General features: G+C 51.2%; 25 protein-coding genes and 1 pseudogene. 13 read left to right on the top strand and 13 right to left on the bottom strand.

The window, feature by feature from the left end:
• The first annotated feature begins 31 nt into the window (after positions 1-31).
• Together WM46_RS23765 and WM46_RS23760 are read left to right on the top strand one after the other, a co-directional pair.
• Complete coding sequence (locus tag WM46_RS23765; RefSeq protein WP_262360424.1) at positions 32-895, top strand: SdiA-regulated domain-containing protein; 864 nt, start codon at positions 32-34, stop codon at positions 893-895.
• A 78-nt stretch (positions 896-973) separates the two neighbouring features.
• Positions 974-2,173 carry an MFS transporter gene (locus WM46_RS23760; RefSeq protein WP_102603534.1) on the top strand — a complete coding sequence of 400 codons (1,200 nt, stop codon included), beginning with the start codon at positions 974-976 and terminating at the stop codon, positions 2,171-2,173.
• Here the strand turns inward: WM46_RS23760 and WM46_RS23755 are convergent.
• The 6 genes from WM46_RS23755 to WM46_RS23725 all read right to left on the bottom strand — a co-directional run bounded on the left by WM46_RS23755 (position 2,157) and on the right by WM46_RS23725 (position 7,492).
• On the bottom strand, positions 2,157-2,381 hold the full coding sequence (locus tag WM46_RS23755; protein WP_146109663.1) for a hypothetical protein: 225 nt from the start codon (positions 2,379-2,381) through the stop codon (positions 2,157-2,159). The two genes, WM46_RS23760 and WM46_RS23755, sit on opposite strands and share 17 nt — an antisense overlap.
• 20 nt (positions 2,382-2,401) lie before the next feature.
• The gene (locus tag WM46_RS23750; protein ID WP_061075343.1) at positions 2,402-2,602 is read right to left on the bottom strand and encodes a hypothetical protein; all 201 of its coding nucleotides are present in this window, start codon (positions 2,600-2,602) and stop codon (positions 2,402-2,404) included.
• A gap of 618 nt (positions 2,603-3,220) precedes the next feature.
• Positions 3,221-3,640, bottom strand: a complete 420-nt coding sequence (locus WM46_RS23745; RefSeq protein WP_262360423.1) for a hypothetical protein — start codon at positions 3,638-3,640, stop codon at positions 3,221-3,223.
• A 356-nt stretch (positions 3,641-3,996) separates the two neighbouring features.
• Entirely contained in the window at positions 3,997-5,346 is a 1,350-nt protein-coding gene (locus WM46_RS23735; RefSeq protein WP_102603532.1) for an MFS transporter, read from the bottom strand.
• Between the two features lie 20 nt (positions 5,347-5,366).
• Positions 5,367-6,284: a hydroxymethylglutaryl-CoA lyase gene (locus WM46_RS23730; protein ID WP_102603531.1), complete on the bottom strand. Its 918-nt coding sequence runs from the start codon at positions 6,282-6,284 to the stop codon at positions 5,367-5,369.
• Between the two features lie 11 nt (positions 6,285-6,295).
• A complete protein-coding gene (locus WM46_RS23725) occupies positions 6,296-7,492 on the bottom strand; it encodes a CaiB/BaiF CoA transferase family protein (protein ID WP_001041752.1) in 1,197 nt (398 codons plus the stop codon).
• A gap of 235 nt (positions 7,493-7,727) precedes the next feature.
• On the opposite strand from WM46_RS23725, the gene WM46_RS23720 reads away from it, so the two are divergent.
• The 3 genes from WM46_RS23720 to WM46_RS23705 all read left to right on the top strand — a co-directional run bounded on the left by WM46_RS23720 (position 7,728) and on the right by WM46_RS23705 (position 12,009).
• Positions 7,728-9,641 (top strand): sigma-54-dependent Fis family transcriptional regulator, encoded by a 1,914-nt coding sequence (locus tag WM46_RS23720; RefSeq protein WP_102603530.1) that lies wholly within the window; start codon positions 7,728-7,730, stop codon positions 9,639-9,641.
• A 235-nt stretch (positions 9,642-9,876) separates the two neighbouring features.
• Complete coding sequence (locus WM46_RS23715) at positions 9,877-10,749, top strand: phosphorothioated DNA-binding restriction endonuclease (protein WP_102603529.1); 873 nt, start codon at positions 9,877-9,879, stop codon at positions 10,747-10,749.
• Positions 10,750-11,616: 867 nt separating this feature from the next.
• Complete coding sequence (locus WM46_RS23705; RefSeq protein WP_187394426.1) at positions 11,617-12,009, top strand: hypothetical protein; 393 nt, start codon at positions 11,617-11,619, stop codon at positions 12,007-12,009.
• A 46-nt stretch (positions 12,010-12,055) separates the two neighbouring features.
• On the opposite strand, the gene WM46_RS23700 is transcribed toward WM46_RS23705, so the two are convergent.
• The 3 genes from WM46_RS23700 to lsrR all read right to left on the bottom strand — a co-directional run bounded on the left by WM46_RS23700 (position 12,056) and on the right by lsrR (position 15,076).
• Complete coding sequence (locus WM46_RS23700; RefSeq protein WP_061075352.1) at positions 12,056-12,406, bottom strand: cupin domain-containing protein; 351 nt, start codon at positions 12,404-12,406, stop codon at positions 12,056-12,058.
• 12 nt (positions 12,407-12,418) lie between these two features.
• The gene (lsrK, locus tag WM46_RS23695; RefSeq protein WP_061075353.1) at positions 12,419-14,011 is read right to left on the bottom strand and encodes an autoinducer-2 kinase; all 1,593 of its coding nucleotides are present in this window, start codon (positions 14,009-14,011) and stop codon (positions 12,419-12,421) included.
• Positions 14,012-14,119: 108 nt separating this feature from the next.
• Entirely contained in the window at positions 14,120-15,076 is a 957-nt protein-coding gene (lsrR, locus tag WM46_RS23690) for a transcriptional regulator LsrR (RefSeq protein ID WP_061077934.1), read from the bottom strand.
• 255 nt (positions 15,077-15,331) lie between these two features.
• Between lsrR and lsrA the strand changes: the two genes are divergently transcribed.
• The 8 genes from lsrA to WM46_RS23650 all read left to right on the top strand — a co-directional run bounded on the left by lsrA (position 15,332) and on the right by WM46_RS23650 (position 23,559).
• The gene (lsrA, locus tag WM46_RS23685) at positions 15,332-16,879 is read left to right on the top strand and encodes an autoinducer 2 ABC transporter ATP-binding protein LsrA (RefSeq protein ID WP_262360422.1); all 1,548 of its coding nucleotides are present in this window, start codon (positions 15,332-15,334) and stop codon (positions 16,877-16,879) included.
• A complete protein-coding gene (gene lsrC / locus WM46_RS23680) occupies positions 16,873-17,922 on the top strand; it encodes an autoinducer 2 ABC transporter permease LsrC (RefSeq protein WP_061075355.1) in 1,050 nt (349 codons plus the stop codon). Before lsrA ends, lsrC begins: the two co-directional genes overlap by 7 nt.
• Positions 17,922-18,920: an autoinducer 2 ABC transporter permease LsrD gene (lsrD, locus tag WM46_RS23675; protein WP_061075356.1), complete on the top strand. Its 999-nt coding sequence runs from the start codon at positions 17,922-17,924 to the stop codon at positions 18,918-18,920. The genes lsrC and lsrD overlap by 1 nt, the downstream gene beginning before the upstream one ends.
• Positions 18,921-18,946: 26 nt before the next feature.
• Positions 18,947-19,969: an autoinducer 2 ABC transporter substrate-binding protein LsrB gene (gene lsrB, locus WM46_RS23670; protein WP_000155278.1), complete on the top strand. Its 1,023-nt coding sequence runs from the start codon at positions 18,947-18,949 to the stop codon at positions 19,967-19,969.
• Between the two features lie 28 nt (positions 19,970-19,997).
• Positions 19,998-20,873 (top strand): 3-hydroxy-5-phosphonooxypentane-2,4-dione thiolase, encoded by an 876-nt coding sequence (lsrF, locus tag WM46_RS23665; RefSeq protein WP_046487278.1) that lies wholly within the window; start codon positions 19,998-20,000, stop codon positions 20,871-20,873.
• Positions 20,874-20,921: 48 nt separating this feature from the next.
• Positions 20,922-21,212, top strand: a complete 291-nt coding sequence (gene lsrG, locus WM46_RS23660; protein ID WP_044264508.1) for a (4S)-4-hydroxy-5-phosphonooxypentane-2,3-dione isomerase — start codon at positions 20,922-20,924, stop codon at positions 21,210-21,212.
• Between the two features lie 11 nt (positions 21,213-21,223).
• Positions 21,224-21,970 (top strand): epimerase, encoded by a 747-nt coding sequence (locus WM46_RS23655; RefSeq protein WP_061075357.1) that lies wholly within the window; start codon positions 21,224-21,226, stop codon positions 21,968-21,970.
• 455 nt (positions 21,971-22,425) lie between these two features.
• Entirely contained in the window at positions 22,426-23,559 is a 1,134-nt protein-coding gene (locus tag WM46_RS23650; protein ID WP_102603525.1) for a hypothetical protein, read from the top strand.
• A gap of 64 nt (positions 23,560-23,623) precedes the next feature.
• Here WM46_RS23650 and WM46_RS23645 read toward each other — a convergent pair.
• The 4 genes and pseudogenes from WM46_RS23645 to radC form a co-directional block, all read right to left on the bottom strand.
• Positions 23,624-23,970 (bottom strand): annotated as a pseudogene (locus tag WM46_RS23645) (TA system toxin CbtA family protein).
• A gap of 48 nt (positions 23,971-24,018) precedes the next feature.
• The gene (locus WM46_RS23640; RefSeq protein WP_102603524.1) at positions 24,019-24,372 is read right to left on the bottom strand and encodes a type IV toxin-antitoxin system YeeU family antitoxin; all 354 of its coding nucleotides are present in this window, start codon (positions 24,370-24,372) and stop codon (positions 24,019-24,021) included.
• A gap of 22 nt (positions 24,373-24,394) precedes the next feature.
• Positions 24,395-24,616 carry a DUF987 domain-containing protein gene (locus WM46_RS23635; protein WP_102603523.1) on the bottom strand — a complete coding sequence of 74 codons (222 nt, stop codon included), beginning with the start codon at positions 24,614-24,616 and terminating at the stop codon, positions 24,395-24,397.
• A 20-nt stretch (positions 24,617-24,636) separates the two neighbouring features.
• Positions 24,637-25,116 carry a RadC family protein gene (gene radC / locus WM46_RS23630; RefSeq protein WP_102603522.1) on the bottom strand — a complete coding sequence of 160 codons (480 nt, stop codon included), beginning with the start codon at positions 25,114-25,116 and terminating at the stop codon, positions 24,637-24,639.
• Positions 25,117-25,126 lie beyond the last annotated feature (10 nt).

Below are 25,126 nucleotides of genomic sequence, written 5' to 3'. Positions count from 1 at the left end.
TAATATCTTTGATTTTATTTAAGGAAGAATAATGAGATTGTCCGCCCGATATCTGAATTCACCTCTGCGAATCATGCTTCTTCTTGCTTTACTCATTGCGGGGGTGAGTTACGTCATATCGGGTAGCGCCGCGCCCGACAATGACAATAATACCCTTGCCGATTATCGCGCGACGATAGACGGCAAACCGATCGCGGGCGTGAAGAAAAATGTCTCCTCACTCACCTGGTCCAATAAAAGTAATACGTTGTTCAGCACAATCAATAAACCCGCTGCGATTATTGAATTAACCCGCCAGGGTCAACTGCTGCGTACCATCCCACTCGATTTTATTCGCGATCTGGAGACCATCGAGTTCATTGGTGACGACACGTTTGTCATCAGCGATGAAAGTGACTATTCCATTTACGTGATTACCCTCAATGCGCAGTCACAGGTCAACATCATCAAAAAGTTAACGCTTAATCTGTATGAAACCCCGACCAACGACGGTTTTGAGGGGCTCGCCTGGTCACGTGAAAAAGAGACATTCTGGTTTTTTAAAGAAAAGAGACCGATTGGGATCTATAAAGTGACGGGGCTGCTCAATACTGACAATCTGACCATCAACAAAGACCGTGCGCTGCAACAACAGCTTGATGTGAAGGATATTTCAGGCGCGGAGTTTAATCCGCAGCGGAACAGCCTGCTGATCCTGTCTCACGAATCACGCGTGCTCAAAGAGGTCAAAACCGACGGCAACGTTCTCGGCGTCATGATGCTAACCGAAGGCCACCACGGCTTGGCGCACACCATAGAGCAGGCTGAAGGGATCGCGATGGATAATCAGGGGACGCTGTTTATCGTGGCAGAGCCCAACCTGTTTTACCGCTTCACGTCTGACAGCGCACAATAATTCCTCCGTCGCCTTACCCATTTGTTATAAATTTGTTACTCTCGCATTTCGCACACGACAAATAACAATGGATACGGCATGAGCCAGCAACCGCACATCGCAGACCGCTATTCACTGCGCACCGCCCTTTTCGGGATGATGGTCCTCGCGCTGGGCATGGGGATTGGCCGTTTTCTCTATACCCCGATGCTGCCAGTACTGCTGGCTGAGGGGCGCTTCACGTTTTCCGAACTGTCGTGGATAGCCAGCGTGAACTATGCGGGATACCTGGTCGGCAGCCTGTTGTTCTCCTTCGGGCTTTTTCATCTGCCTGGCCGTTTACGCCCTATGCTGTTGAGTTCAGCGGTGGCGACCGGCGGACTGATCCTCGCGATGGCGCTGTTCTCCAACCCCATGGTGGTGATGCTGGTGCGCTTTCTGGCGGGCGTCTCCAGCGCCGGGATGCTGATTTTTGGCTCCACGCTGGTGCTGCAACACACCCGCAATCCTTTTGTCATTGCCTCGCTGTTTTCTGGCGTCGGCGTCGGGATTGCGCTGGGTAACGAATACGTGATTGCCGGCCTACACTTTGCGCTTTCCTCTCATGCGCTGTGGATCTGGGCGGCGGCCTTCTCCGCCGTCCTGGCGATGTTGCTGGCGCTGCTGCTTCCGTCTCCCGCCCATGCGCTGCCTGCAACAACACTGGCAAAAAGTGACCTGCAGCCGATGCGCTGGTGGCTGCTGGCGCTGCTCTATGGACTGGCCGGATTCGGCTACATCATCGTTGCCACCTATTTACCACTGATGGCGAAAGACGCGGGTTCTCCGCTGCTGACGGTTCATCTGTGGACGCTGGTTGGTATCTCGATTGTGCCGGGCTGCTTCGCCTGGCTGTGGGCAGCGAAACGCTGGGGAGTGCTGCAATGTCTGACAGCAAACCTGGTGATTCAGGCCGCCTGTGTGATCCTGACGCTGGCCAGTGGTTCTCCGCTGTTGCTGGTGCTGAGCAGCGTGGGATTCGGCGCAACGTTTATGGGCACCACCTCGCTGGTCATGACCCTCGCACGACAGCTTATTGTGCCGGGAAACCTCAATCTGCTGGGGTTCGTGACGCTGACCTACGGTATCGGCCAGATTCTGGGTCCGCTGTTAACCACGCTGTTAGGTAGCGGCACGCGGGCGATTACCGATGCCACGCTGTGCGGCGCACTGGCGTTATTTATCGCCGCGACGATCAGCGCCCTGCAATTCTATAAACAAAAGCGTTTGTTGGCCTGTCGCATCAACGACATGCGCTAACCACAATGCGGGGAACCTGGTGGATCCACTCCAGTAATTCGTAAAGCAGCGAAGCCGTGACGATTTTACTGGTCGTCGCGGTTGACCAGGGAAAGAGCGTCACGCTGAGCTCCCACGTCATGAGCGAGACGGTTGTCACGACCAGGGTCAGTCCTAATGCGGTGACGGTAATACACGCCATGGCGCGCCAGAGGGGTAAAAATATCATCCTGTACAACCCGCCCGCATTTATTCACGGCCGCCTTCATTGGCGGTGCGATGCAGCATGAGCGCTTCGGCAATAATGTCCTGTTTGCTTTTACGCGTTTCTAACGCCAACTCCCGAACGTAGTCCCAAAGCGTAGTCTCAACACGGGCGCTCAACAGCACCATATCTTTAGAACGGGTTCCCCTGGCTTTACGGGTATCGGGGTAATCGCGGGAAGGCATCGTCGGCTCCTGAAGGCTATGTCGTCTTAACTGGGGAGGAATATGCAGTTGGTCGAATAACAAGTCAACGTACAAAATTTCAGCAGCCGGGTGATGGAAATGTTAAGAAAACGCCTTAAAATGGAACGCTGTTTCAAGTGAAAGATGGCCCGTAGCAGGCTAATGATGTCAGGGTTTATTTACATGTTCTGATTAATTCAGTGCATTTCGCCCCCCGCGCTTCCGGTAAAACATTCACCGTGATTATTGAAAATTCCTATGCAGCAATAAGTTACTTCTACAATAAATGTTTACTTTGAAGCCAATAACTGGCTTTTTTAGAGAGAGTTACGACGATCTCTTTCAATAATTTTCGCTAACGTGACTTCTCTTCTTTGTCATCAGACGTCTTACCACCGCCACCATAAACGCAGTAAAGGTAAACAAGTCGTAAATAAGGACATTTTTTAACGACGCAAATTAAGTGCGTGCTAATTGATATAAATCAATTTTAAAGGCCGGAATTTGCCAGCTTTTGGTAAGAATCCGACGAAGCGCACAAATACCGACTGCTTTTGTACACTAAATTTTACGCCATAGAGAATACGTGTAATCAGAGAGTAATATTGACTTCGCTTTTCATCGCCAGATTTCCAGCACTACCGAACCAAAGTTATTCCAGTACATCCCTGAAATATCATTTGCAAAAACCACTAACTCACCGCTGCGAGGCGCAATCCAGCCGTTATTTAGTCGGGCGCCGTCGCCAATGACAAACATGGTATCGGTTGATTTATCGATAGTGCCAATTAAGGTAAACCAGGTCGCAGGTTCGTGGCGGCAACGCAGCCAGAGTCGGGCAAAATTCAGATAGTCGACGGTATAACCATTCGCGTCACAACAATGATTCATGTCGCACCACTTTCCGGTGGCACGAAAGAAATACCTGACGCCCTGCTCAACAAACAAATCCGTTTCAACCCATTTATCGCGTGCGCGAATTTGGGTTTGCTTCACCCGCCATGAAGCCAGCGGCGGAACGTACATTCGATCAACCATACATCATCACCTTTGCGCAAACACAGATAGGCAGGCCGCAAAAGGCCGCCCGGATAAAACGATGACGAACAGGAGGAGGTAACCCTAATTTTTATGAACTCTGCGGTCGCGCTCCATAACAGGAAAGTCGTAGTCTTCGCGTGCCGTTTCATACCTTTCATTGACCTGGCGCGATCGCGCCTACAGATGCTCCGTCCGTTTACTGAACCGCGACTGGGGCTGCCCCTTAGCGTTTAAGCACCGGGAGAGCACAATTCAAATCAATTATCCAGGCCAGGTGACGACAATGGTGAGCGGAACACCCGGACGGCGACGTGCGGATAAGCCACGCGCTTACCCGCACATCATCACTCTGGTTACCGGTAGTTGACCTTCATATTTTTCGACAACGGTTCAATGACCGTGGAGACCAGAATAAAGCACAGAACACAGAACCCGGTCATCGCCATGAACACCGCATCCCAGTTGTAAGCATCCAGAATAATGCCCACAATCAGTGGCATACACATTCCGCCCAGTTGACCACCCATGTTGATCACGCTGTACGCGATCGGGTAAATGTCTTTATTCGCCCGCCCCATCGCGTAGACCGAGTAAGCGGAATACCCCAGCGACAGCATCAGCCCCAGCAGGAACAGCATCAGCGACAGAACGATCTTGCTTTCCGGCGCATAAACCAGCGAGTACATGGTGAATATCGTCGCCCCGGCACTGAGCAACATCAGCGGTTTACGACGCTTGTTCAGCACCCGGTCAGAAAGCACACCGCCGATAAAGTTGCCCATTACCGTCCCGAGGAATGGCGCCGCCGCCAGTGCGGCAGAACTCGTCAGATCGAATCCGCGCTCGGTGATCAGATACTTGGGTAGCCAGGACATTAGCACGCTGACGATCCCCACCATCGAGAAGTATCCCAGCGCGACACCATAAATATCCCAGCAGCGGAAGACCTGTTTTGAACAGGACAGTTCTTCAACCTGCTTTGTGCGAATCAGCTTGTCGAGCCAGCAGTAATTGAACTCAGGCGCGACGGGTGCGGCGGCTTCCTGGGTCGTCGTCGGAAGCTGTTCTTCGCGGATGTAAGCGACCTCTTGCTCATTAACGAAGCGGCTTTCTTCCGGCTTATTGCGAACCATCAGATACCAGAAGATCGCCAACAGCAAGCCAGGAATGGCAAAGAAGACAAAAATATAGCGCCATCCCCAGACGGTGATGATCCAGGCGCACAGCGGCGGGACGATCAGCGGACCAAACTTGGATCCCGCCAGAAACAGCCCGGTTGCCGTCCCTTTTTCCTTCGACGGGAACCACTGGTTGATGGTCACCGTCGAGCCAATAACCACCGGTGACTCACAGACGCCCACCATAAAACGCAGGATCTTCAGCAGGAAAATGTTGTTCACCATCCCCATCAACCCCGTAAACACGGAGGTTAATAACATCCCCATCGCAAAGGCATTACGCATGCCGAACTTCTTAATCAAGTACCCGGCAGGGATCTGAAAAAACGCATATCCGGCAAAGAACAGGCTGATTAACAACCCGGCCATGGTATTCGAGATTTGAAACTCTTCCTGAATAAACGGAATAGCAAAGCCGATATTTGCGCGGTCGGCATTAGCCACGGTGTAGGTTACAAAGATAAAACTCATGACCCACCATCTGTAATGGGTCATCTTCGGCTTCCCGATATTATTATTCATCATGTCTGTTTCCGTATCAGAGGTCAGATTTTTTCGCTGCAAAAATCAAATTCACTGTAGGTTCTGGCACGCGAAAGACTGCTCAACAACGTCGGCTCAATCGTGCTGCGGATCAGGTTTGCGATATCCAGCAGGTCAGGCAGTGAGATACCGGTATCGAAACCCATTCGATTAAACATATTCACCGCATCCTCGGTGGCGGCGTTACCGGCAGCCCCTGGCGCAAACGGGCACCCGCCCAGTCCACCGACAGCGGTCTCAAAGCGCGTGATGCCCGACTGAACGCCAGCAAACATACAGGCCAGCGCCATACCGTGGGTATTATGCAGATGCAAACCGATGTCCATTTTGGGGAATTTCTGCTGGATACCACGCAGCACGGATAACGTCTGGGTCGGGTTGGCGACGCCAATGGTATCGCACAGGGTAACCGCCGAAATCCCGAGATCATCGGCAAACTTGATCATATCCATCAGCGTTTCACGGCTGGTCTCGCCAATAAACGGACAGCCAAATACCGTCGCCAGCGACAGTGTGATGGTCATCTCCGGGAACGTGTGGCGAATTTTATAAAGATCCTCCAGCGATTCGGCATGCGTCCGGTTAATGTTGGCCTTGTTATGCGCCGGGCTGACCGAAACCACATAGTTAATATTTTGAATGCCTGCCTCACTGGCAAGACTGGCCCCTTTCACATTCGGTACTAACACTGACGGAATAATATGCGGATGCGTGTTCAGAACATGCTGAATAACCTCACGAGCATCGCTCATTTGCGGGATCGCTTTCGGACTGACCATCGAGGTGATTTCCATCGCGCCGATCCCCGACTCGACCAGACGATCGATAATTTTTATTTTTAAATCGGTAGGAATAAACGCTTTGATGTTCTGAAAACCGTCTCTTGGCCCGACTTCAGTAATCTGGATAAATGTCGACATAGTAGAATCCCTTACAGAATGCCGGAACGAATGAGCTGCTCAATTTTTTCATCTGAATAGTTCAGACGTTCTTTAAGCACTTCGTAATTGTGTTGACCAAGCGTGGGCGCAGGCATTCTGATGGTCGCCTTGTTATGCGTGAATTTAACCTGATTGCCGGTCATGGTAATTTTCCCGGCGACGGGGTGTTCAATATCGACAAACATTTCGCGGGCGCCAGCAATATGCGGATCCTGCGTCACGCGGTCGATGGTATTGATCGGCGCAGAAGGAATACCGGCATCCAGTAGCATCGACACGATGGTGTCGATATCTAAATCACGGGTCCAACATTCGATAATTTCTTTCAGCTCGGCGTGATGGGCGACGCGGTCGAGGTTAGATTTAAATTTCTCATCTTCCAGCGCGCTAATTTGCAGGACGTTTTTCAGCAGGCCGTATAATTTGTCGTTGCCGCAGGCAATAATGACGTAACCGTCACGCGCCTGGAAAGAGTCATACGGATAAATTGCTTCATAGCGGTTACCAATACGCGTCGGAATACGTCCGGTATTAAGGTAAATAATGTTGATAATTTCCAGCGACGACACCATCGAATCGACCAGCGCAATATCCACTTTTTCGCCGACGCCGGTTTTCAGGCGGTTGACGTAAGCGGCAAGCACGCCAATTGCGCAACTCATCCCCCCGACCACATCCGCAATAGCGGTCCCGGTGCGCGTAGGCGGCGTATCAGGCCAACCGGTGGTGCTCATCAGTCCGCTCATGGCCTGGCCGATAATGTCGTAACCCGCGCGTTTCGAATACGGGCCGGTATGACCAAAGCCGGATACGGCGCCGTAAATAATTGCCGGATTCACCTTACGTAAATCCTCATAGCCAAGTCCCAGTTTTTCCATCACACCCGGACGGTAATTTTCCAGTACCACGTCGCTGTCGCGAACTAAATCAAGAAATATCTGCCGACCTTCTTCAGATTTAAGATTCAGCGTCATCCCGCGCTTATTGCGGTTTAAATTCATAAAGTAGGCACTTTCGCCATTGATCTGCGGCGCGTTGGCTCGTGAATCATCCCCTTTTCCCGGTAATTCGATTTTAATTACATCGGCACCAAAATCCGCCAGCATCATTCCGCAATAAGGGCCAGCCAGCACCCGGGTTAAATCCAGCACACGAACGCCACTTAATACACCAGACTGTTTGTTCATTCTTTCCCTCACTTTTTATTAGATAGAGCACAAGGCCGCTCGCCTTATAGTTTGTCTAATCCAAGATGTGTGCCAGAAATGAATAAAACAGAAATAAATAACCTAAGTAGATGATATAAATAACCTTACTGCGTTTTACTATTTATCTGAGAGAGGGGAAAATGGCTTTCAATTTTGAAATCCATAACAATTGTGATATTGGTTTGTGATAGCCACAAATTTCCCATGGTGATTTATGTCACATAAAACGTTACCGAATCTGGCCTTAATTACCCCCTATCCGGCACTGGCAGCCGTAGTGTCTGAGCAGTGCGCCGGTATTTTTAACTGCCATATTTTTCACGGAAGTCTGGAAAAAGCCGCGGGGATTGCCCGCAATCTCGACCCTGATTTTTATGACATCATTATCAGCCGTGGCGGTACGGCGGACTATATCGATCGCGTGACCAAAATTCCGGTAGTACGTATTCTCACGTCCGCGCTGGATTTGCTTAAATCGCTCACGCCACTGAAAAAACATCCGCATAAAATCGCCTTTTTTAATTATCAGAACTATTTATCTGACGTAAATCTGGTGGCCACCGCGCTGGAAGTGGAGATTGAAGAATTTATCTTTCTGTCGCACGCCGACATGGTCGATAAACTCAAAAAATGCCGTGCACGCAATTTCCAGACGGTGGCGGGAGGATTACCGGTGTCAGACACGGCGGAACACTATGAGATGCAAGGGATTCTGATCGAAAATGGTCTTGAATCGGTGAACAGCGCGCTGCGCGAAGCGATGGCTATCGTTGAGACGACCCGCCGCAAGCAGCAGGATATGGCGCGACTGGAGATCATCCTCTCCTCGATTACGGAAGGGATCATCGTCACCAATGAAAATAACGAGATCCAGATCTTCAATAAATCCGCCGAGAATATATTTGGCCTGATGGCCTCGCAGGTAATTGGCAAACCGGTGGATACGGTCATTAAAAATACACGGATTAATCAGGTATTGCTGACAAAATCCGCCGAAATTCGGGAAATTATGGATTTGGACAACACGTCCATCATTACCAGCCGGGTGCCAATATTTCGTGGTACGCAGTGTATTGGGGTGGTGTGTTCGTTTACCGATACGCCGCAAATCCAGAAAGTGGAACGGATTATTCGCGGCAAACTGATGAAAAAAGGCTTCACCGCCCGATACCGGTTTGAGCATATCCTCACGCAAAATAAGCACATGGAGTCGGTGATTCATCTGGCAAAAATTTATGCCAATACCCACTCCCCGGTGATGATTTATGGGGAATCCGGCACCGGTAAAGAGTTATTCGCGCAGAGTATTCACAACCAGAGTCAACGCCACCGTGGCCCATTTGTCGCCATTAACTGTGCCGCCATTCCGGAAACCCTGCTGGAAAGCGAACTGTTTGGCTATGAAGGGGGCTCTTTTACCGGTGCGCGGCGCGAAGGAAAAGAAGGCCTGATTGAACTGGCGCACCAGGGAACCTTATTCCTCGATGAAATTGGTGAGCTGCCGCTGCCTATTCAGAGCCGCCTGTTACGCGTCTTACAGGAATACGAAATTATGCGCGTGGGGGGAAAGGACATTATCCCTGTCGATGTGCGGATTATTGGCGCCACTAACCGATCGCTGGAAAAAATGGCGGAGGAAGGCTCGTTTCGCGGCGACCTCTACTATCGGTTGAACGTCTTGCCGCTAATGGTGCCTCCGCTACGGGAAAGAGAGGGCGATGTCCGTTTTCTGGCTGAGCACTTCCTCGAAAAATCGGGCTGCGGGCATAAACTGGCGCAGTTCATCGCGCTGTTTTCTACCTACAACTGGCCCGGAAACGTGCGTGAACTGAATTTTATTATTGAGCGACTGGCACTATTATCCGCCGGATTTCCCGACGCTTCGCTGTTTGAAATATTAAATCTGACCGGCTTTAACGCGCTAAAATCCTGCAACGCGTCACAGACGAATGGGAGGATCGTCGCGGATCTGAGTAAAGGACAACTGAAAGCCGTCATTAAAGATCTTGAGCGACAGATTATTGCCTTCTACATGGATCTTTTTGAACAGGATCAAGAGAAAGTCGCCGCCCATCTGGGGATCAGCAAAATGAGTTTATGGCGTAAATACAATCAGATGGATCGCTAAGATTTCATCTCATCGTTGCTTTAAATCTTCCAGTGTCATCGGCGGATTTTGCCGGTGCAACATCACGTGGCAAGCGATCGGGTAATTCATTCATTTGATGAGATCCATGTAATCCGGGGCTTTGCTTGTCTCATTGACCGGACTCCGTGACCCCGCCAGTGTATCCCTCCTTCACCGCTTGATCAGGCCGTATTTTGCGAGCATCATCGCAATTATTTCCCGAGTAATGAAATTAATGGGTTCCAGTCAAATGCTGCAACAGGCAATTGCCGACATGACAACCTGGCGTAAAGGCGAGCAGCGCGCGCCGCATAAGCCATTGCTGCTGTTATACGTACTGGCAGGTTATCAGCAAGGTCATGGGCGTCTGTTTGATTACGCTTCGGAAGTTCGCGACAACCTACATAGTCTGCTGGAGCGATTTGGCCCCCAACGCGTCCAGTACCGACCGGATATGCCTTTCTGGCGCTTACAGGGGGACGGTTTCTGGCAACTGCAAAACGCGGAGCGCTGTTCCACATTTGGCAGCAGTCGACAACCTCCCGCAGGTGAGCTGGTTGAGCATAACGTTGCTGGCGGCTTTGATAAGCAACATTACGACCAACTGATAAAAAGTAAGAGCCTGATTAATTCCCTCGCCCGACAAATCCTCGAAGCCCATTTCACCGAAAGCATTCAGGAAGAACTCGCCGATGAACTAGGATTTGAGCTCCAGTTGCTACGTAAGCAGCGCGATCCCCTGTTCCGCCAACAGGTACTGCGAGCCTACAACTACGAATGCGCCATTTGCAGCTTCAATATGCGCCACGACAATACTTCTGTCGCGCTGGAGGCGGCCCATATCAAATGGAAGCAGCACGGTGGCCCTTGCGAAATTCCTAATGGTCTGGCCCTCTGTGCAATCCATCATAAAGCTTTTGATAAGGGATCCATTGGTTTAGATGAGAGTATGCGAGTACAGGTTTCAGAAGCGGTCAACGGTAGCGGGATCGTCGGCAGGTTGTTTTGGGATTTTCAGGGGAAGAGCATTTCTCTGCCGCAGGTAAAAGCATACTACCCGCAGGACGCGTTCGTTGAATGGCACCGAAGGGAAGTCTTTAGGGGATGAGATTCTCAGGCTTACCACTATTTTATCTAATTAATGATAAAAATTCAGATACTGTTTTATTAACACATAATACTAGCCCTATAAATAGATAATTTCATAGTACTGGCGTCAAAGAAATAAATATTACCGATAAAATAAATTCAGGAACAAAAAATTAGAATGGAAAAATTAAAATATAAAAAGCACATATACAGAAAGAAAAACACCGTCTACAACCTGCTTAAAAGAGTATTAAGCTTATTATTTTCAAACCTCCCTCAACTTAGTTTACTTTCAGCTGCAATTGGGTTCATCAATATATGGATATACCTTTCCCGCATTGATAAACTGAACCTCCTCACTTCATTTCTGGCAAGTCCCGCTACACTTCTTGCTATTTTCGCATCGATGATGTTGATTATTGTTTTATCGATGTTATTGCTTTTAATGCCGACCTTCATTTTCTCATGGATATCGTTATTCGACTCCAATTGCAATTCAAGAAGTATCATTGTTCACTCAGTTGTAATCAGCATCATTTTATCAATTATTGGAACCACGGATACGACTTATGTTACAGGTTTTTTAATATTTATAATTGCATTCTATCTTTGTTATTTCAACTGAGAACGGTTACAACACAGATGTAAAACCAGCTTCATTGCTTTTCTTAAGGGATTATTTATAAACATCTCAACTCTAATAATAATGTCGGCAATATATAACAACGCAGCTTTATCTGGTGTCGCCAGATTTTATAAAATAATCATACTGCTCTCATACCTTATCATAATATACATACCATTAATTGCATGCAATGACATTTTAATCAACAAAAAAAAGACAAAGAAAAATAACCCAATTCAAATAATAGCTATAACAATCCTTATGGCTATGTATTTTATTGGAACAATAACACCTGGACTGCTGACCAAATTAAATAACTACACTCTCGCTTTCACCGGTCTTCGTAGCGATACGATGACCTGGTACAAAGTTAATACAAAAAACTTTCCATCAGGATGGTTAGATCGGAACTGGAATATTAAACCAGGTGTTCAGGATGATGTCTGGATACAAGCATATCCCATCATTCAAAATAATAACATCGCATTTATTTGTTCAGAGCAAACATATAAACAAATGAATGAATATGTCAATACAAGGTTAAATGCCTTTGTTGAAAAGCAATCCGGGAGTATGGATACCAGTCACTGTATCCTAATTCAGAATAATATGGATGTATCGGTAAAAGTAACCGATCACAAAAGCAATCAATAGCATCAGCAGCGATACCCTCGCTGCTGATGGTGAAAACGCCAAAAAGCTAGTACCCGGCAGGCTCAACCGGATGACTGTCACCCGGAATATGGGGAGATTTCACAAAGACGCCTTTCCACGGCACCTCCCCTTTGTTCACCAGAAAATGCGCTTCACCGGGATCGCAGTGCAGAACATCTCCCGAGCCTAAGGTGTAGGGTTCACCGTTCAGGTACAGCGTCACCTCGCCTGCCAGAGTATAAAAAATTTCACAGGCTTCGATATGACGATGGTTGGGAAAAGACTGACCGGGCTGGAGCATGACGACGCCCATGTCACATACCGGGCCGCGAATGAGATACTTCGGGCCACTGTCGCCAAAACGGTACTCATGCTGCGCTTCATTCGATTTAATCATTACGATCTCCTGTTATAAACCCGGCGCTTTCCACAAAGAGGTCGTCAACCCGTGATCGACCAGACCTAACTGCTCCTGATATACCGCCTGCCATTTTTCTCGCGATTCCCGGTAAAGCTCATGTTTCTCTCTGTCCGGGACATGCTCGCGCTCCCAGCGCACCAGCCGCTCGCCCGTTTCGGCCATGGATGACCAGATCCCTGCCCCCACACCGGCGGCAATCGCACAGCCCAGCGCCGTTGCCTCTTTGACGACCGGAACGTTGACCGTCAGCCCTGACACATCCGCCAGAATCTGGCTCCAGAGTTTGCCCTTCGAGCCTCCCCCGGCAAACACCAGCGACGTGGGATGGATCCCGGTAAAATCGGCGATTTGCTGCAAATTGCAGGTCGACACAATGGCCGCATTCTCTTCCAGCGCGCGAAACAGCGTGGCCTTATTACATTTTTCTGGATCGATGGACAGGTTGATGAACGAAGGGGCGGCGTGGTACCAGCTCTTGAAGCGCATCCGGTCGGAGAAAATGGGCATCACGCCCCATGCTCCTGCCGGTACCCGGGAAGCCATCTCCTCCAGCAGAGTGTAGGCGTCGACGCCCAGGCGTTCGGCGATCAGCTTTTCTTCGGCACAGAAGGCATCGCGGAACCAGCGCATCGTCAGACCGGTAAAAAAGCTGATCGATTCGGTCTGGACCATCCCCGGAATGACGTGCGGGTTAATGCGTACGTTCATCTCGGGATCGACAATCGGCGCGGGTAAATTCACTACCTGTTGCCAGAATGTTCCCCCCAGCACCGCGGTTTGCGCCGGACGAACAACCCCAAGGCCGAGACAGCCCAACTGCACATCCCCACCGCCCACCACCACCGGCGTGCCGGCTTTCAGCCCGCACTGAGCAGCAGCCTGAGCCGTCACCCTTCCCAGCAGCGTGCCGGTCTCTTTTACCGGAGAGAGAATATCTGACCGCAACCCGGCCATCTGCAATAATGAGGGTTTCCAGTCGCGCGTTTTGAGATCCAGCAAACCCGTTGTTCCGGCATTGGAAGGATCTACCGCCAGTTCGCCGCTGAGCATATACGCCATCCAGTCGCTGATCATCGTGACCGTCGAGGCGCGACGGTAGATGTCCGAACGATGGTGCGCCAGCCAGAGCAGACGCGGAATGGCGCTCAACGCCAGCGTCTGACCGGTGCTGCGATAGACCTCGCTTTCGAAGGTGTAGTCGTGGATCTCCTTAAGCTCGCTGACTTCCCGCGCCGCTCTGGCATCCACGTTGGCACAGGCCCACACGGGCGTTCCCTCTGCGTCATAAACCACAATGCCTTCGCGCATCGAACAGGCGGAGACGGCAGCAATCGCTTCCGGCGCAATCCCGGCGTTATGCAATGCCTGACGAATGCATTCACAGGCCAGTTGCCAGTTTTTCCCCAGATCAAACTCCATCGAGCCGGGCACATCCGGTACGGCAAGGTGCCGCCATTCCGCTTGTCCCACCGCGATTTGTTTACCTTCCAGGTCGAAAATCACAGCACGAACGCTTCCGGTTCCGGCGTCCAGTGCCATCAGGTAATGTGCTGATTCAGAGAGGGTACAGAGTCGGGCCATCGTTTTAGTCCTCGGCTTATTATATCTGTCAGGTCGTCAATGCTTTCTCCACGGTACAAACGGAAATTCTGTTACTTTCCTGCCGTGCGCCTGCACGGCAGATACGCATTACTGTCCGCTGACAATGGCGGCGGCAGTTTCCTGGTCAGTGACCAATGCGTTGATATAACCCCCCTTCATCGCCGCAGCGATTGCTTCCGCTTTGTTCACTCCCCCGGCGACGCCGATCACGGTCGGGATCGTCTTCAGGGTATTGAGGGTTAACCCAATCAGTTCATCGTGGATCTTCATCTCCGGGATCACCTGTCCTTCGCCATCGAAGAAGTAACCCAGAATGTCGCCCACAGCGCCTTTGCGGCCAATCATCAATTGTTCACCCTTAGTGATATAGCCTGAGCGAATAATGGTGGCCTCATCTTTCTGGTTGATGGCGCCGATACCGACAATGGCCGCATCGGCAGCCTGGGCGGCCAGCAGGACATCCTGGACGCTGTTTTCATTTTTTAACGTCCGGGCAATCTCCGCAGAAGAGGCGCGAAGCGGCGCCGGAATAATACTGACCGGACAGGCCGCGTTGAGTTGTCCAATCCCGGTCATGTAGGGCCCCACGCCACCTGACAGCGTCACCAGGCGAATTTGCTGAGCCGAGATAAATCCGCTTAGCCGTTTTAAGGTATTCATGGTCGCTTCGCCGAAGCCCGCCGCCAGAATCTGCTGCGGCTGGAGTGACTCCATCAGCATATGCGCGGCGCCGATCCCCAGGCGAATACAGGCATCCGCGCCGGGAAGTCCTGGGATGACTCGCACATTGTTCAGGTCAAAGCGACGACGTAATTCGGTTTCATATTCCAGACAGCCTTCAAAGCGAGAATTAATCTGGACGCGAATAATCCCGGACTGATGTCCCTTCTCCAGCAGCCGCGACACCTTAAGCCGCGTCAGCCCCAGCCTGTTGCTGATGTCGCTCTGCGTCATACCGTCGTGGTAATAGAACCACGCAATACGCGCCACCAGCTCTTCTTCACACATCCCTTGCTCGGAAATCATCGGGTCATTAATAGTCATCATTCTGTCTTCACTTTGAACATATCGAATTTCTGAACACAATTGTTCATTCATTGGTCGTTAATAACTGTGATTAAACCCACATTTCAGTGGGTTTCGTTTGAACAAATTTAATATTGACGATCATTTTAGCATAAAACGTGATCTATTCGTCGGTTTTATGAGCAGTTAGGTCATAAGGTTATGAACAATTCGAATCGCACAATACATTTGTTCAACCTGATTCTACCCAGGCCGAACGGAGGTGGCATGCAAATGAGTCAAGAAAAGATCGCACCACTACTCAGCGCGCAGTCTGTCTGCAAGCAGTATTCTGGTGTCAACGTCCTGAAAGGTATTGACTTTGTCTTGCGCAAAGGCGAAGTCCATGCGCTCCTGGGAGGAAATGGCGCCGGGAAATCCACGCTGATGAAAATCATCGCCGGTATTACCCCTGCGGATAGCGGGATCATTGAGATTGAGGGGTCCCGCTGTACAAAATTGACGCCCATCCTGGCGCATCAGTTAGGCATCTACCTTGTCCCGCAGGAACCGCTGCTCTTCCCCAGCCTGACGGTAAAAGAGAACATTCTCTTTGGTCTGCCCAAACACCAGAACTCGGCGCAAAAAATGGCGGCGATGCTGACCGCGCTGGGCTGCCAGTTTGATATCAACAGCCCGGCAGGTTCACTGGATGTGGCCGACCGGCAAATGGTCGAAATCATGCGCGGGCTGATGCGCGATTCACGAATTTTGATCCTCGATGAACCTACCGCCTCACTGACGCCAGCGGAAACCGATCGTTTATTCAGCCGTCTGCGTGAATTGCTGAGCACCGGCGTGGGGATCGTCTTTATCTCCCACAAGCTGCCAGAGATACGCCAGATAGCGGATTACATTAGCGTGATGCGGGACGGAATCATTGCGCTTTCCGGGAAAACGGCGGATCTGACCACTGACGAAATTATCCAGGCCATCACGCCTGCCTCACGCACGAATGCGCTGAGCGCGACACAGAAATTGTGGCTGGAATTGCCCGGCAACCGTCCGCAGCACGATGCGGGCGCGCCGGTGTTAAGTCTCGAGAACCTGACCGGCGAAGGGTTTATGAACGTCAGCTTCGAGGTCCGCGCCGGGGAAATTTTAGGTCTGGCCGGTCTGGTCGGTGCCGGACGCACTGAACTTGCCGAAACGCTTTACGGGCTACGGCCGCTGCGGGCCGGAAGCATCGTGCTCGGCGGCAAGGATATCTCCACGCTTTCCACGCGCGAGCGTCTGCAACACGGTCTGGTGTATCTGCCGGAAGATCGACAATCGTCGGGGCTGAATCTGGATGCCTCGCTGGCATGGAATGTTTGTGCATTAACCCACAACCACAGCGGTTTCTGGGCTAATCCGGCCAAAGACAGCGCCACGCTCGAACGCTATCGCCGCGCGCTCAATATCAAGCTCAACGATCCCGAACAGCCTGCCCGCACGCTCTCCGGCGGCAATCAGCAAAAAATCCTGATTGCCAAATGCCTTGAAGCCTCGCCGCAGGTGCTGATTGTGGATGAGCCGACGCGCGGTGTGGACGTCTCGGCCCGTAACGACATCTATCAGTTGCTCCGCAGTATTGCCGCCCAGAATGTCGCGGTGCTGTTTATCTCTTCTGACCTGGAGGAGATAGAACAGATGGCCGATCGCGTTTACGTCATGCACCAGGGGGAAACGGGTAACGATGCTCTGCAAGGCGACGAGATTAATGTCGACACCATCATGCACGTAGCGTTTGGCGACCGCACGTCAGGGACTACACCACATTCCGGGGAGGCGCCATGCTGAAATTTATCCAGAATAACCGCGAGGCTACCGCACTGTTAGCCGTGCTGCTGCTGTTCGTGCTGCCGGGGATGCTGGACAGCCAGTACCTCAGCGTTCAGACGCTGACGATGATCTTCAGCAGCGCCCAAATCCTCATGCTGCTGGCGATGGGCGCAACGCTGGTGATGCTGACCCGCAACATCGACGTATCGGTCGGATCAATCACCGGGATGTGCGCCGTGCTGCTGGGGCTGTTGCTGAACGCCGGATATCCCTTGCCGGTGGCCTGTGTGGCGACGCTACTACTGGGATTGCTGGCAGGATTTATCAATGGCGTGCTGGTCGCCTGGCTGAAAATCCCGGCGATTGTCGCCACCCTGGGGACGCTCGGTCTGTATCGCGGTGTCATGTTGCTCTGGACGGGCGGTAAATGGATTGAAGGATTGCCAGCGCAACTTAAGCAACTCTCTGCCCCGGTTTTCCTCGGCATCTCCGCCATTGGCTGGTTGACCCTGCTGCTGATGCTGCTGATGGCCTGGCTGCTGGCAAAAACCGCCTTTGGTCGCTGTTTTTATGCCACCGGGGATAATTTACAGGGCGCGCGGCAACTGGGCGTGCGTACCGAAGCCATTCGGATTCTGGCCTTCTCGCTCAATGGCTGTATGGCGGCGCTGGCCGGGATCGTCTTTGCCTCACAGATTGGCTTTATCCCGAATCAGACGGGAACCGGGCTGGAAATGAAAGCCATTGCCGCCTGCGTACTGGGAGGCATCAGCCTGCTGGGTGGTTCCGGGACGATCATTGGTGCCGTGCTCGGCGCCTATTTCCTGACTCAAATCGACAGCGTGCTGGTCCTGCTGCGCATTCCGGCATGGTGGAATGACTTTATTGCCGGTCTGGTCCTGCTGGCGGTGCTGGTATTTGATGGCCGGTTGCGCTGCGCGCTGGAACGCAATATCCGTCGGCAAAAATATGCCCGCTTCACGCCGCCGCCCCAACCGCGTCCGTCGGCAAAAAACACCGCGGACTCTGTGCGCACTGCCAAAAAACGTGAGGTAGCCTGATGACTCGTTTACATCGTTACGGCTGGGAACTGGCGCTCGCCGCGCTACTGGTAATTGAAATTCTGGGATTCGGCGCCCTGAACCCGCGCCTGCTGGATCTGAACGTCCTGCTGTTCAGCACCAGCGACTTTATCTGCATTGGCATTGTCGCCCTGCCCTTAACCATGGTGATCGTCAGCGGCGGGATCGATATCTCCTTTGGCTCGACGATGGGGCTGTGCGCCATTGCGCTCGGCGTGATGTTCCAGGGCGGTGTACCGCTCCCGCTGGCCATTATTCTGACGCTCGCGCTGGGTGCGCTGTGCGGACTGATCAACGCCGGGTTGATTATCTACACGGGTGTGAACCCGCTGGTTATTACCCTGGGGACGTTATACCTGTTCGGCGGCAGCGCGCTGCTGTTGTCGGGGATGGCGGGAGCGACCGGTTATGAAGGTATTGGCGGCTTCCCGCAGGGCTTCACCGATTTTGCCAACCTCGATGTGCTGGGCCTGCCCATCCCCCTGATCTTCTTTCTCGTCAGCGTGATCTTTTTCTGGTTGCTGATGCACCGGACCCACGCCGGACGTAATGTCTTCCTGATCGGGCAAAGCCCTCGCGTGGCGCTGTATAGCGCTATCCCGGTGAACCGGACGCTGTACGCGCTGTACGCGATGACCGGCTTTGCGTCGGCGGTCGCGGCGGTGCTGCTGGTCTCTTACTTTGGCTCTGCGCGTTCCGATCTGGGCGCCTCCTTCCTGATGCCAGCCATTACGGCGGTCGTCCTGGGCGGCGCCAATATCTACGGCGGCTCCGGGTCAATTCTCGGTACCGCCATCGCCGCACTGTTGGTGGGCTATCTGCAGCAGGGATTGCAGATGGCTGGCGTGCCCAATCAGGTATCCAGCGCCCTCTCCGGCGCATTGCTAATTGTCGTTGTCGTAGGTCGTTCTGTCAGCCTGCATCGTCAGCAAATTAAAGACTGGCTGGCGCGTCGTCGCGCTATCCGGCAGGCCTAAAACCCATTGCCCTAAAGGAAAAGTACATGACTATTCAGAGCATTAAAAAAATTGCCGTAATCAGTACCCTTAGCCTGGCGGCGTTCACTCTCAATGCTTATGCCGCAGAGCGAATCGCGTTTATCCCGAAACTGGTTGGCGTGGGATTCTTTACCAGCGGCGGCAACGGCGCCCTCGAGGCAGGCAAAGAGCTGGGCGTCGATGTCACCTACGATGGCCCGACGGAGCCCAGCGTGTCCGGCCAGGTTCAGCTCATCAATAACTTCGTCAACCAGGGGTATAACGCCATTGTGGTTTCCGCCGTGTCGCCTGATGGCTTATGCCCGGCGTTAAAACGTGCCATGCAGCGCGGCGTGAAAGTGTTGACCTGGGATTCTGACACCAAGCCGGAATGCCGTTCGTACTACATCAACCAGGGTACACCTGCCCAGTTAGGCGGCATGCTGGTTGATATGGCCGCAAATCAGGTCAAAAAAGAGAAAGCCAAAGTAGCCTTCTTCTACTCCAGTCCGACCGTAACCGATCAGAACCAGTGGGTGAAAGAAGCCAAAGACAAGATCGCCAAAGATCATCCGGGCTGGGAGGTTGTTACCACTCAGTTTGGCTATAACGACGCCACCAAATCGCTGCAAACCGCAGAAGGCATTATTAAGGCTTATGCCGATCTCGACGCCATCATCGCGCCGGATGCCAACGCCCTTCCCGCCGCCGCACAGGCTGCTGAGAACCTGAAAAACACCAGCGTGGCGATTGTCGGCTTCAGCACGCCAAACGTGATGCGTCCTTATGTTGAACGCGGCACGGTGAAAGAGTTTGGCCTCTGGGACGTGGTCCAGCAGGGCAAGATCTCCGTGTACGTCGCTGACGCGCTGCTGAAAAAAGGTGACATGAATACCGGCGATAAGCTGGACATTCCAGGCGTGGGCCAGGTTGAAGTCTCGCCGAACAGCGTACAAGGCTACAGCTACGAGGCGAAGGGCAATGGCATTGTGCTGCTGCCTGAGCGCGTGGTGTTCACGAAAGAGAACATCGACAAATACGATTTCTGAGTTTCATTCCTTAACCATGGAGTAAAAAATGGCTGATTTAGATGACATCAAAGATGGCAAGGATTTCCATACCGATACGCCGCAGCGCAACACCCCGTTCACGCTTAAGGGATGCGGCGCGCTTGACTGGGGGATGCAGTCCCGACTGTCGCGCATTTTTAATCCTGAGACGGGAAGAACGGTCATGCTTGCGTTTGACCATGGCTATTTTCAGGGTCCGACGACAGGACTGGAGCGTATTGATATCAATATCGCCCCCCTGTTCCCGCTCGCTGATGTGCTGATGTGCACACGCGGCATCCTGCGCAGCGTGGTACCACCTGCCACCAACAAGCCGGTGGTTCTGCGCGCCTCAGGCGCTAACTCGATTCTCACCGAGTTAAGCAATGAGGCGGTTGCGCTCTCCATCGATGATGCGGTTCGTCTCAATAGCTGCGCCGTGGCGGCACAGGTGTATATCGGCAGTGAGTATGAGCACCAGTCGATCAAAAATATCATTCAGTTGATCGACGCTGGCATCAAAGTCGGCATGCCGACGATGGCGGTAACCGGCGTGGGGAAAGACATGGTGCGCGATCAGCGCTACTTCTCTCTCGCCACCCGTATCGCCGCAGAGATGGGGGCGCAGATCATCAAGACCTATTATGTCGATAAAGGTTTTGAGCGCATCGCCGCGGGTTGCCCGGTTCCGATTGTTATCGCCGGTGGTAAAAAATTACCGGAACGCGAAGCGCTTGAGATGTGCTGGCAGGCCATCGACCAGGGCGCATCCGGTGTCGATATGGGGCGTAACATCTTCCAGTCCGATCACCCTGTCGCCATGATGAAGGCCGTCCACGCGGTGGTACATCGTAATGAAACCGCTGACCGCGCGTATGAACTCTATCTGAGCGAGAAAAACTAAGCAGTCATGGGCCTGCCAGGCAGGCCCATGCGTTTCAAGGAGAACAGTATGCATGTCACTCTGGTGGAAATTAACGTTCACGACGATAAAGTCGATGAATTTATCGACGTCTTTCGCCTTAATCATTTGGGATCGGTGCGTGAAGAGGGGAATCTCCGCTTCGATGTATTGCAGGATCCGGAAGTAAAGAGCCGCTTTTATATTTATGAAGCCTATAAGGATGAAGCCGCCGTTGCGTTCCATAAAACAACGCCCCACTACCTTGCCTGCGTGGAAAAACTGGAATCGCTGATGAGCTGCCCACGAAAAAAACGCGTCTTCAATGGATTGATGCCATAAGGATCTCAAAAATGAACCGTCCCTTTTCCGGATTGAATCGCGCAGAGTGCGTCTCGTTGATGAAGCGTTACCCGTTAAGCATCGGTATTCTTGCCGGCCAGTGGCTCAAACTCGGTGAGTACCTGCAAACGCTTCGCGCACTTGAACAACCCGTTCTTCACCTGGATCTGATGGACGGGCATTTTTGCCCTCAGTTCACCGTGGGTCCCTGGGCTATCGCGCAATTACCCGCGCAGATGATTAAGGATGTTCACCTGATGGTGGATAATCCCTGGCCCGTCGTGCAGGCAAGCGTAAAGGCGGGAGCACACTGCGTCACGTTGCAGGTGGAAAACTCGCCGCATCTGCACCATATGCTCCACTGGCTGGGTGAGCAAAATGCGGAAGTCTCCGGCGGCACAATGCCGGTGTTGCGCGGGATCAGCCTGTGCCCGTCAACACCGCTGGAGCACATTCTGCCGGTCATTGAAGACGTTGAAATCGTACAAATTCTGGCGGTCAATCCAGGCTACGGTAGCAAGCTCAGCAAACCTGCCTTACTGCGGCGCATCGCCCAGGTTGTCGCATTACTCAATGCGTCCGGGAAGCGGGATTCCCTTCTTCTGGCCGTTGACGGTTCGCTAACACAGGAAGAACTCCCGGAGATCATTGCCAGCGGCGTCGATCGCGTAGTATCCGGCAGCGCGCTCTTCCGGAACGACGCGCTGGCGGAAAACACCAGCCGCTGGCTAACGACGATACATTCTGCAAAGGGGTGATGAGGGGTTCTGCTGGGTGGGGAGTTTTTGGGTATTATCTTGATGAATTCGTTGAAGTTCGTGGGCATGGATGAGGGATGATTATTGTTGAAAGAGAAATCTTGTGTGGCGCGGACTTAAGGTACAAAAACTGCTTTTGAGGACATTATTTTATTTTTGGTGCGAAGGCCGGACTCGTATTTCAACATTAATCAACTGAATTTTAAGTGATTAATAATCTGTTCATGGTTGATGTATACTCAGTTGTATACTCAACTGCTTTTTACTTCAACACCAGACAGTAATGAATGTACAAAATCACGCGAAGCACTGCAACCTAACGCGGTTGTACCACCTCAGACAAAGGAAGCTTGTTGGAGTTGAACTTCTTTGTTAATAACTTGTAAAAATGTTTTTCCTCTCCGTATATTATTGTATATCTGAACTCCTCATTCAAGGGACTCTAAGGGATAAGAATGTCAGACTCAACAATCAAAAGCTATGGTGGAATACTCCGCATTGGGGCAGGACTCAGCATCGTTTTGATGGCGCTCACTGCCATTTTTATCTGGTTTTACCTAACGTGGATTGGCCGTCTTGATATATTCCTTCAAGCTGTCACTTTTAACGAGCTATTCTCCTTCTCTGGGATTATATTTTTAAGTAGCATTATATTGTTCTGTGGCGTACTGTTTCTACCTTTTTTGTTAGGGTGCCTCGTTATACATAGCAATCAAAATAATGCCAAGTCAAAGCGAAAGAAAATACTTCTAGCACGTGTTTATGCTGGAAACTCTTTTCTATGCATAACTTTTATCGCTTTAATATCTTTGTTTGACATAGCCTCAGGAGAATTCATATTCATAACCTTGATGTTATTGACTGGTATTATTAGTACTTTTATTGCATTAACTCTTCAGAGAAAATGCATACACACTCATCTGAAGTCATTAAAAACAATAAAAAAGTTAAAAATCCTATTATTAGATTATTCAATGAAACCCTTTCTACTGGGAATCATTTGCTGGCTAGTAGTCTTCCCAATGACATTATTGAGCAAATTCTTACACATCGAAAATGGAATGGACGACTACCAGCAAACCTCGTTACTCCTGGTGTATGGTACATTAGTAATAATAATCAATATATTTCCATGCATCTTTTTTTTACGACAAGATTTTTCTAGCGGATGGTTTAAACCTCTGATAAATACTACAGGTTTTGTTTTCACTTTATTGCTACTGTCATCAACCTTCATGCACGTCATTCCGTTACTGATTGTCAACATGGCATTTCGGATGACTGGGATGACGATCATGGAACCAGTTACAATTTCTATCAAAACGGATGAAATTCCTTCTGAAATGCTTCATAGCAGAGGATGGGTGTATCAGCTCTCAGAGGATAAAAAATTTAACTTAGTATCAGGAGTTATCTTTTTTTCATATGGCGGAGTTTATCTTGTCTGTCCTAAAGAAACGACCAAAAAATTTCGTGAAAGCATAATCTTCGACATACTGTCTGAAGAAATAGAAAAAAAAGCAAGAGAAGAAATAAAAAAATCAGCCCAGCAATGTATTGCAGTGGATAAAAGTGTTTTAAACTTTTGAACCCGTGTTTTGTAAACTCTCAACCCTAATGCATACACTAATAGCAGGCAGATTACTCTGCCTGCTATTGGTGAGAATAGTAAATCCTATACAGTAGATTAATCAGATTTTTTCTTGGACTACCAATAGCCTGTCGCGCCTGCAAAATATCGGCAGCCCGAAGATAGGGTGATTGTTCCTGACAGCTAAATTCCCTGTAGTTGATACGAACCAGCTCGTACTCTTCCACCAGAAAATTAACATCGTCAATTAAAGTAATACAGGCATCAATGTGATCCTAAATAACGGAGTATCGTTCAGAGCCAAACCATAGTGTTGAGTCAACAGATGTGACAGCAGTGTTTACCTGGTGGCCACAGGGAACGGGCGTGACGATGCCGTCCGCGCGGGGGACGCAGAAAGAGTTTGCATAAGGTTTCTCTCTTTGTAAGGGCGTTTAAAAGAAACGTGGTACGGGGTTTACGTGGTTGTTTTGGATGTCGGGTAAATCGCGAGGTAAACATAACCACAACTGCCCAATGTGTCGGCTTCGCATGTCAGCCCTTTCGCATACAGGGTCACGGCATGCTGGTGACGGGGATTAAGTTCACCGCTGGTCAGCATCAACTCCAATTGCTTTAACAACAGCGGAAAAGCCTGGTCCAGATGACGTAAATCTGCCTCGCTGAACTGGCCGGTGATACTGGCCCGGTCAGACAGATAATGCAGACGATTTCCTTCCTGCACAAGACGCGCGCTGAAATGCGGCGTGATGGCGCATTTCAGCCCCCATTGCAGCGTATCCGTGACTTTATTGCCGGTATCTTTTTTCATGTTGATGTTCCTGTGCTGGTGGTTATTTGAGAGTGATGCTGCGAAGAATGACATACGGGCCGTTGCGGTCCTGACGGCGTTCGGCAAAGACGGCCAGTACGCCACTGACATCCTGCACCTCTCGTCCGTAGTAGTGGCAGACGCTGCCAGACCAGTAATATTTTCCGGTACAGAAGCGAAACAACCGCGACTGCGGATGCTGGCGGTATATTGTCATCGCCTGACGTTTACTGATAATTTTCATGTTGTTGCTTTCCTCTGGGGTTACAGCCATCCCCGCTCGGCAAATGAGACAATATCCATTCCGCCAACCACCAGGTGATCCAGCAGCCGGATATCCACCAGGTCGAGTGCCTGTTTAAGACGCTCTGTGATTCGTCTGTCGGCACCGCTGGGTTCTGAATGTCCTGACGGGTGATTGTGTGCGAGTACGGCCGCTGCAGCGTTGTGTTTCAGACCTGCCTTCACCACTTCGCGGGGATGCACACTTATGCTGTTGATGGTTCCAAGGAACAGCATGTCATCGGCGATTAGCCGGTGCTGGTTGTCGAGCCACAGAACAGTGAAGGCTTCGCGGTCAAGTGGGGAAAGCTGCAGGCGTAGCCAGTCGCGGACGGCGTGACTGGAAGTAAAGGCCGCGCCGGGTTCACGTAACTGCAGCTCCAGTAGAGTCAGCGCTTCCTGGATGGTTCGCTGTGCAGAGACGGGTAATTCACAGGCAAACAGCGGTAGTTGCTGTTTCATGGTTATCCCC

Source organism: Citrobacter freundii complex sp. CFNIH2 (assembly GCF_002880615.1).
Taxonomy (GTDB): domain Bacteria; phylum Pseudomonadota; class Gammaproteobacteria; order Enterobacterales; family Enterobacteriaceae; genus Citrobacter_A; species Citrobacter_A amalonaticus_F.
This window is presented reverse-complemented; position numbering and strand designations above follow the sequence as displayed.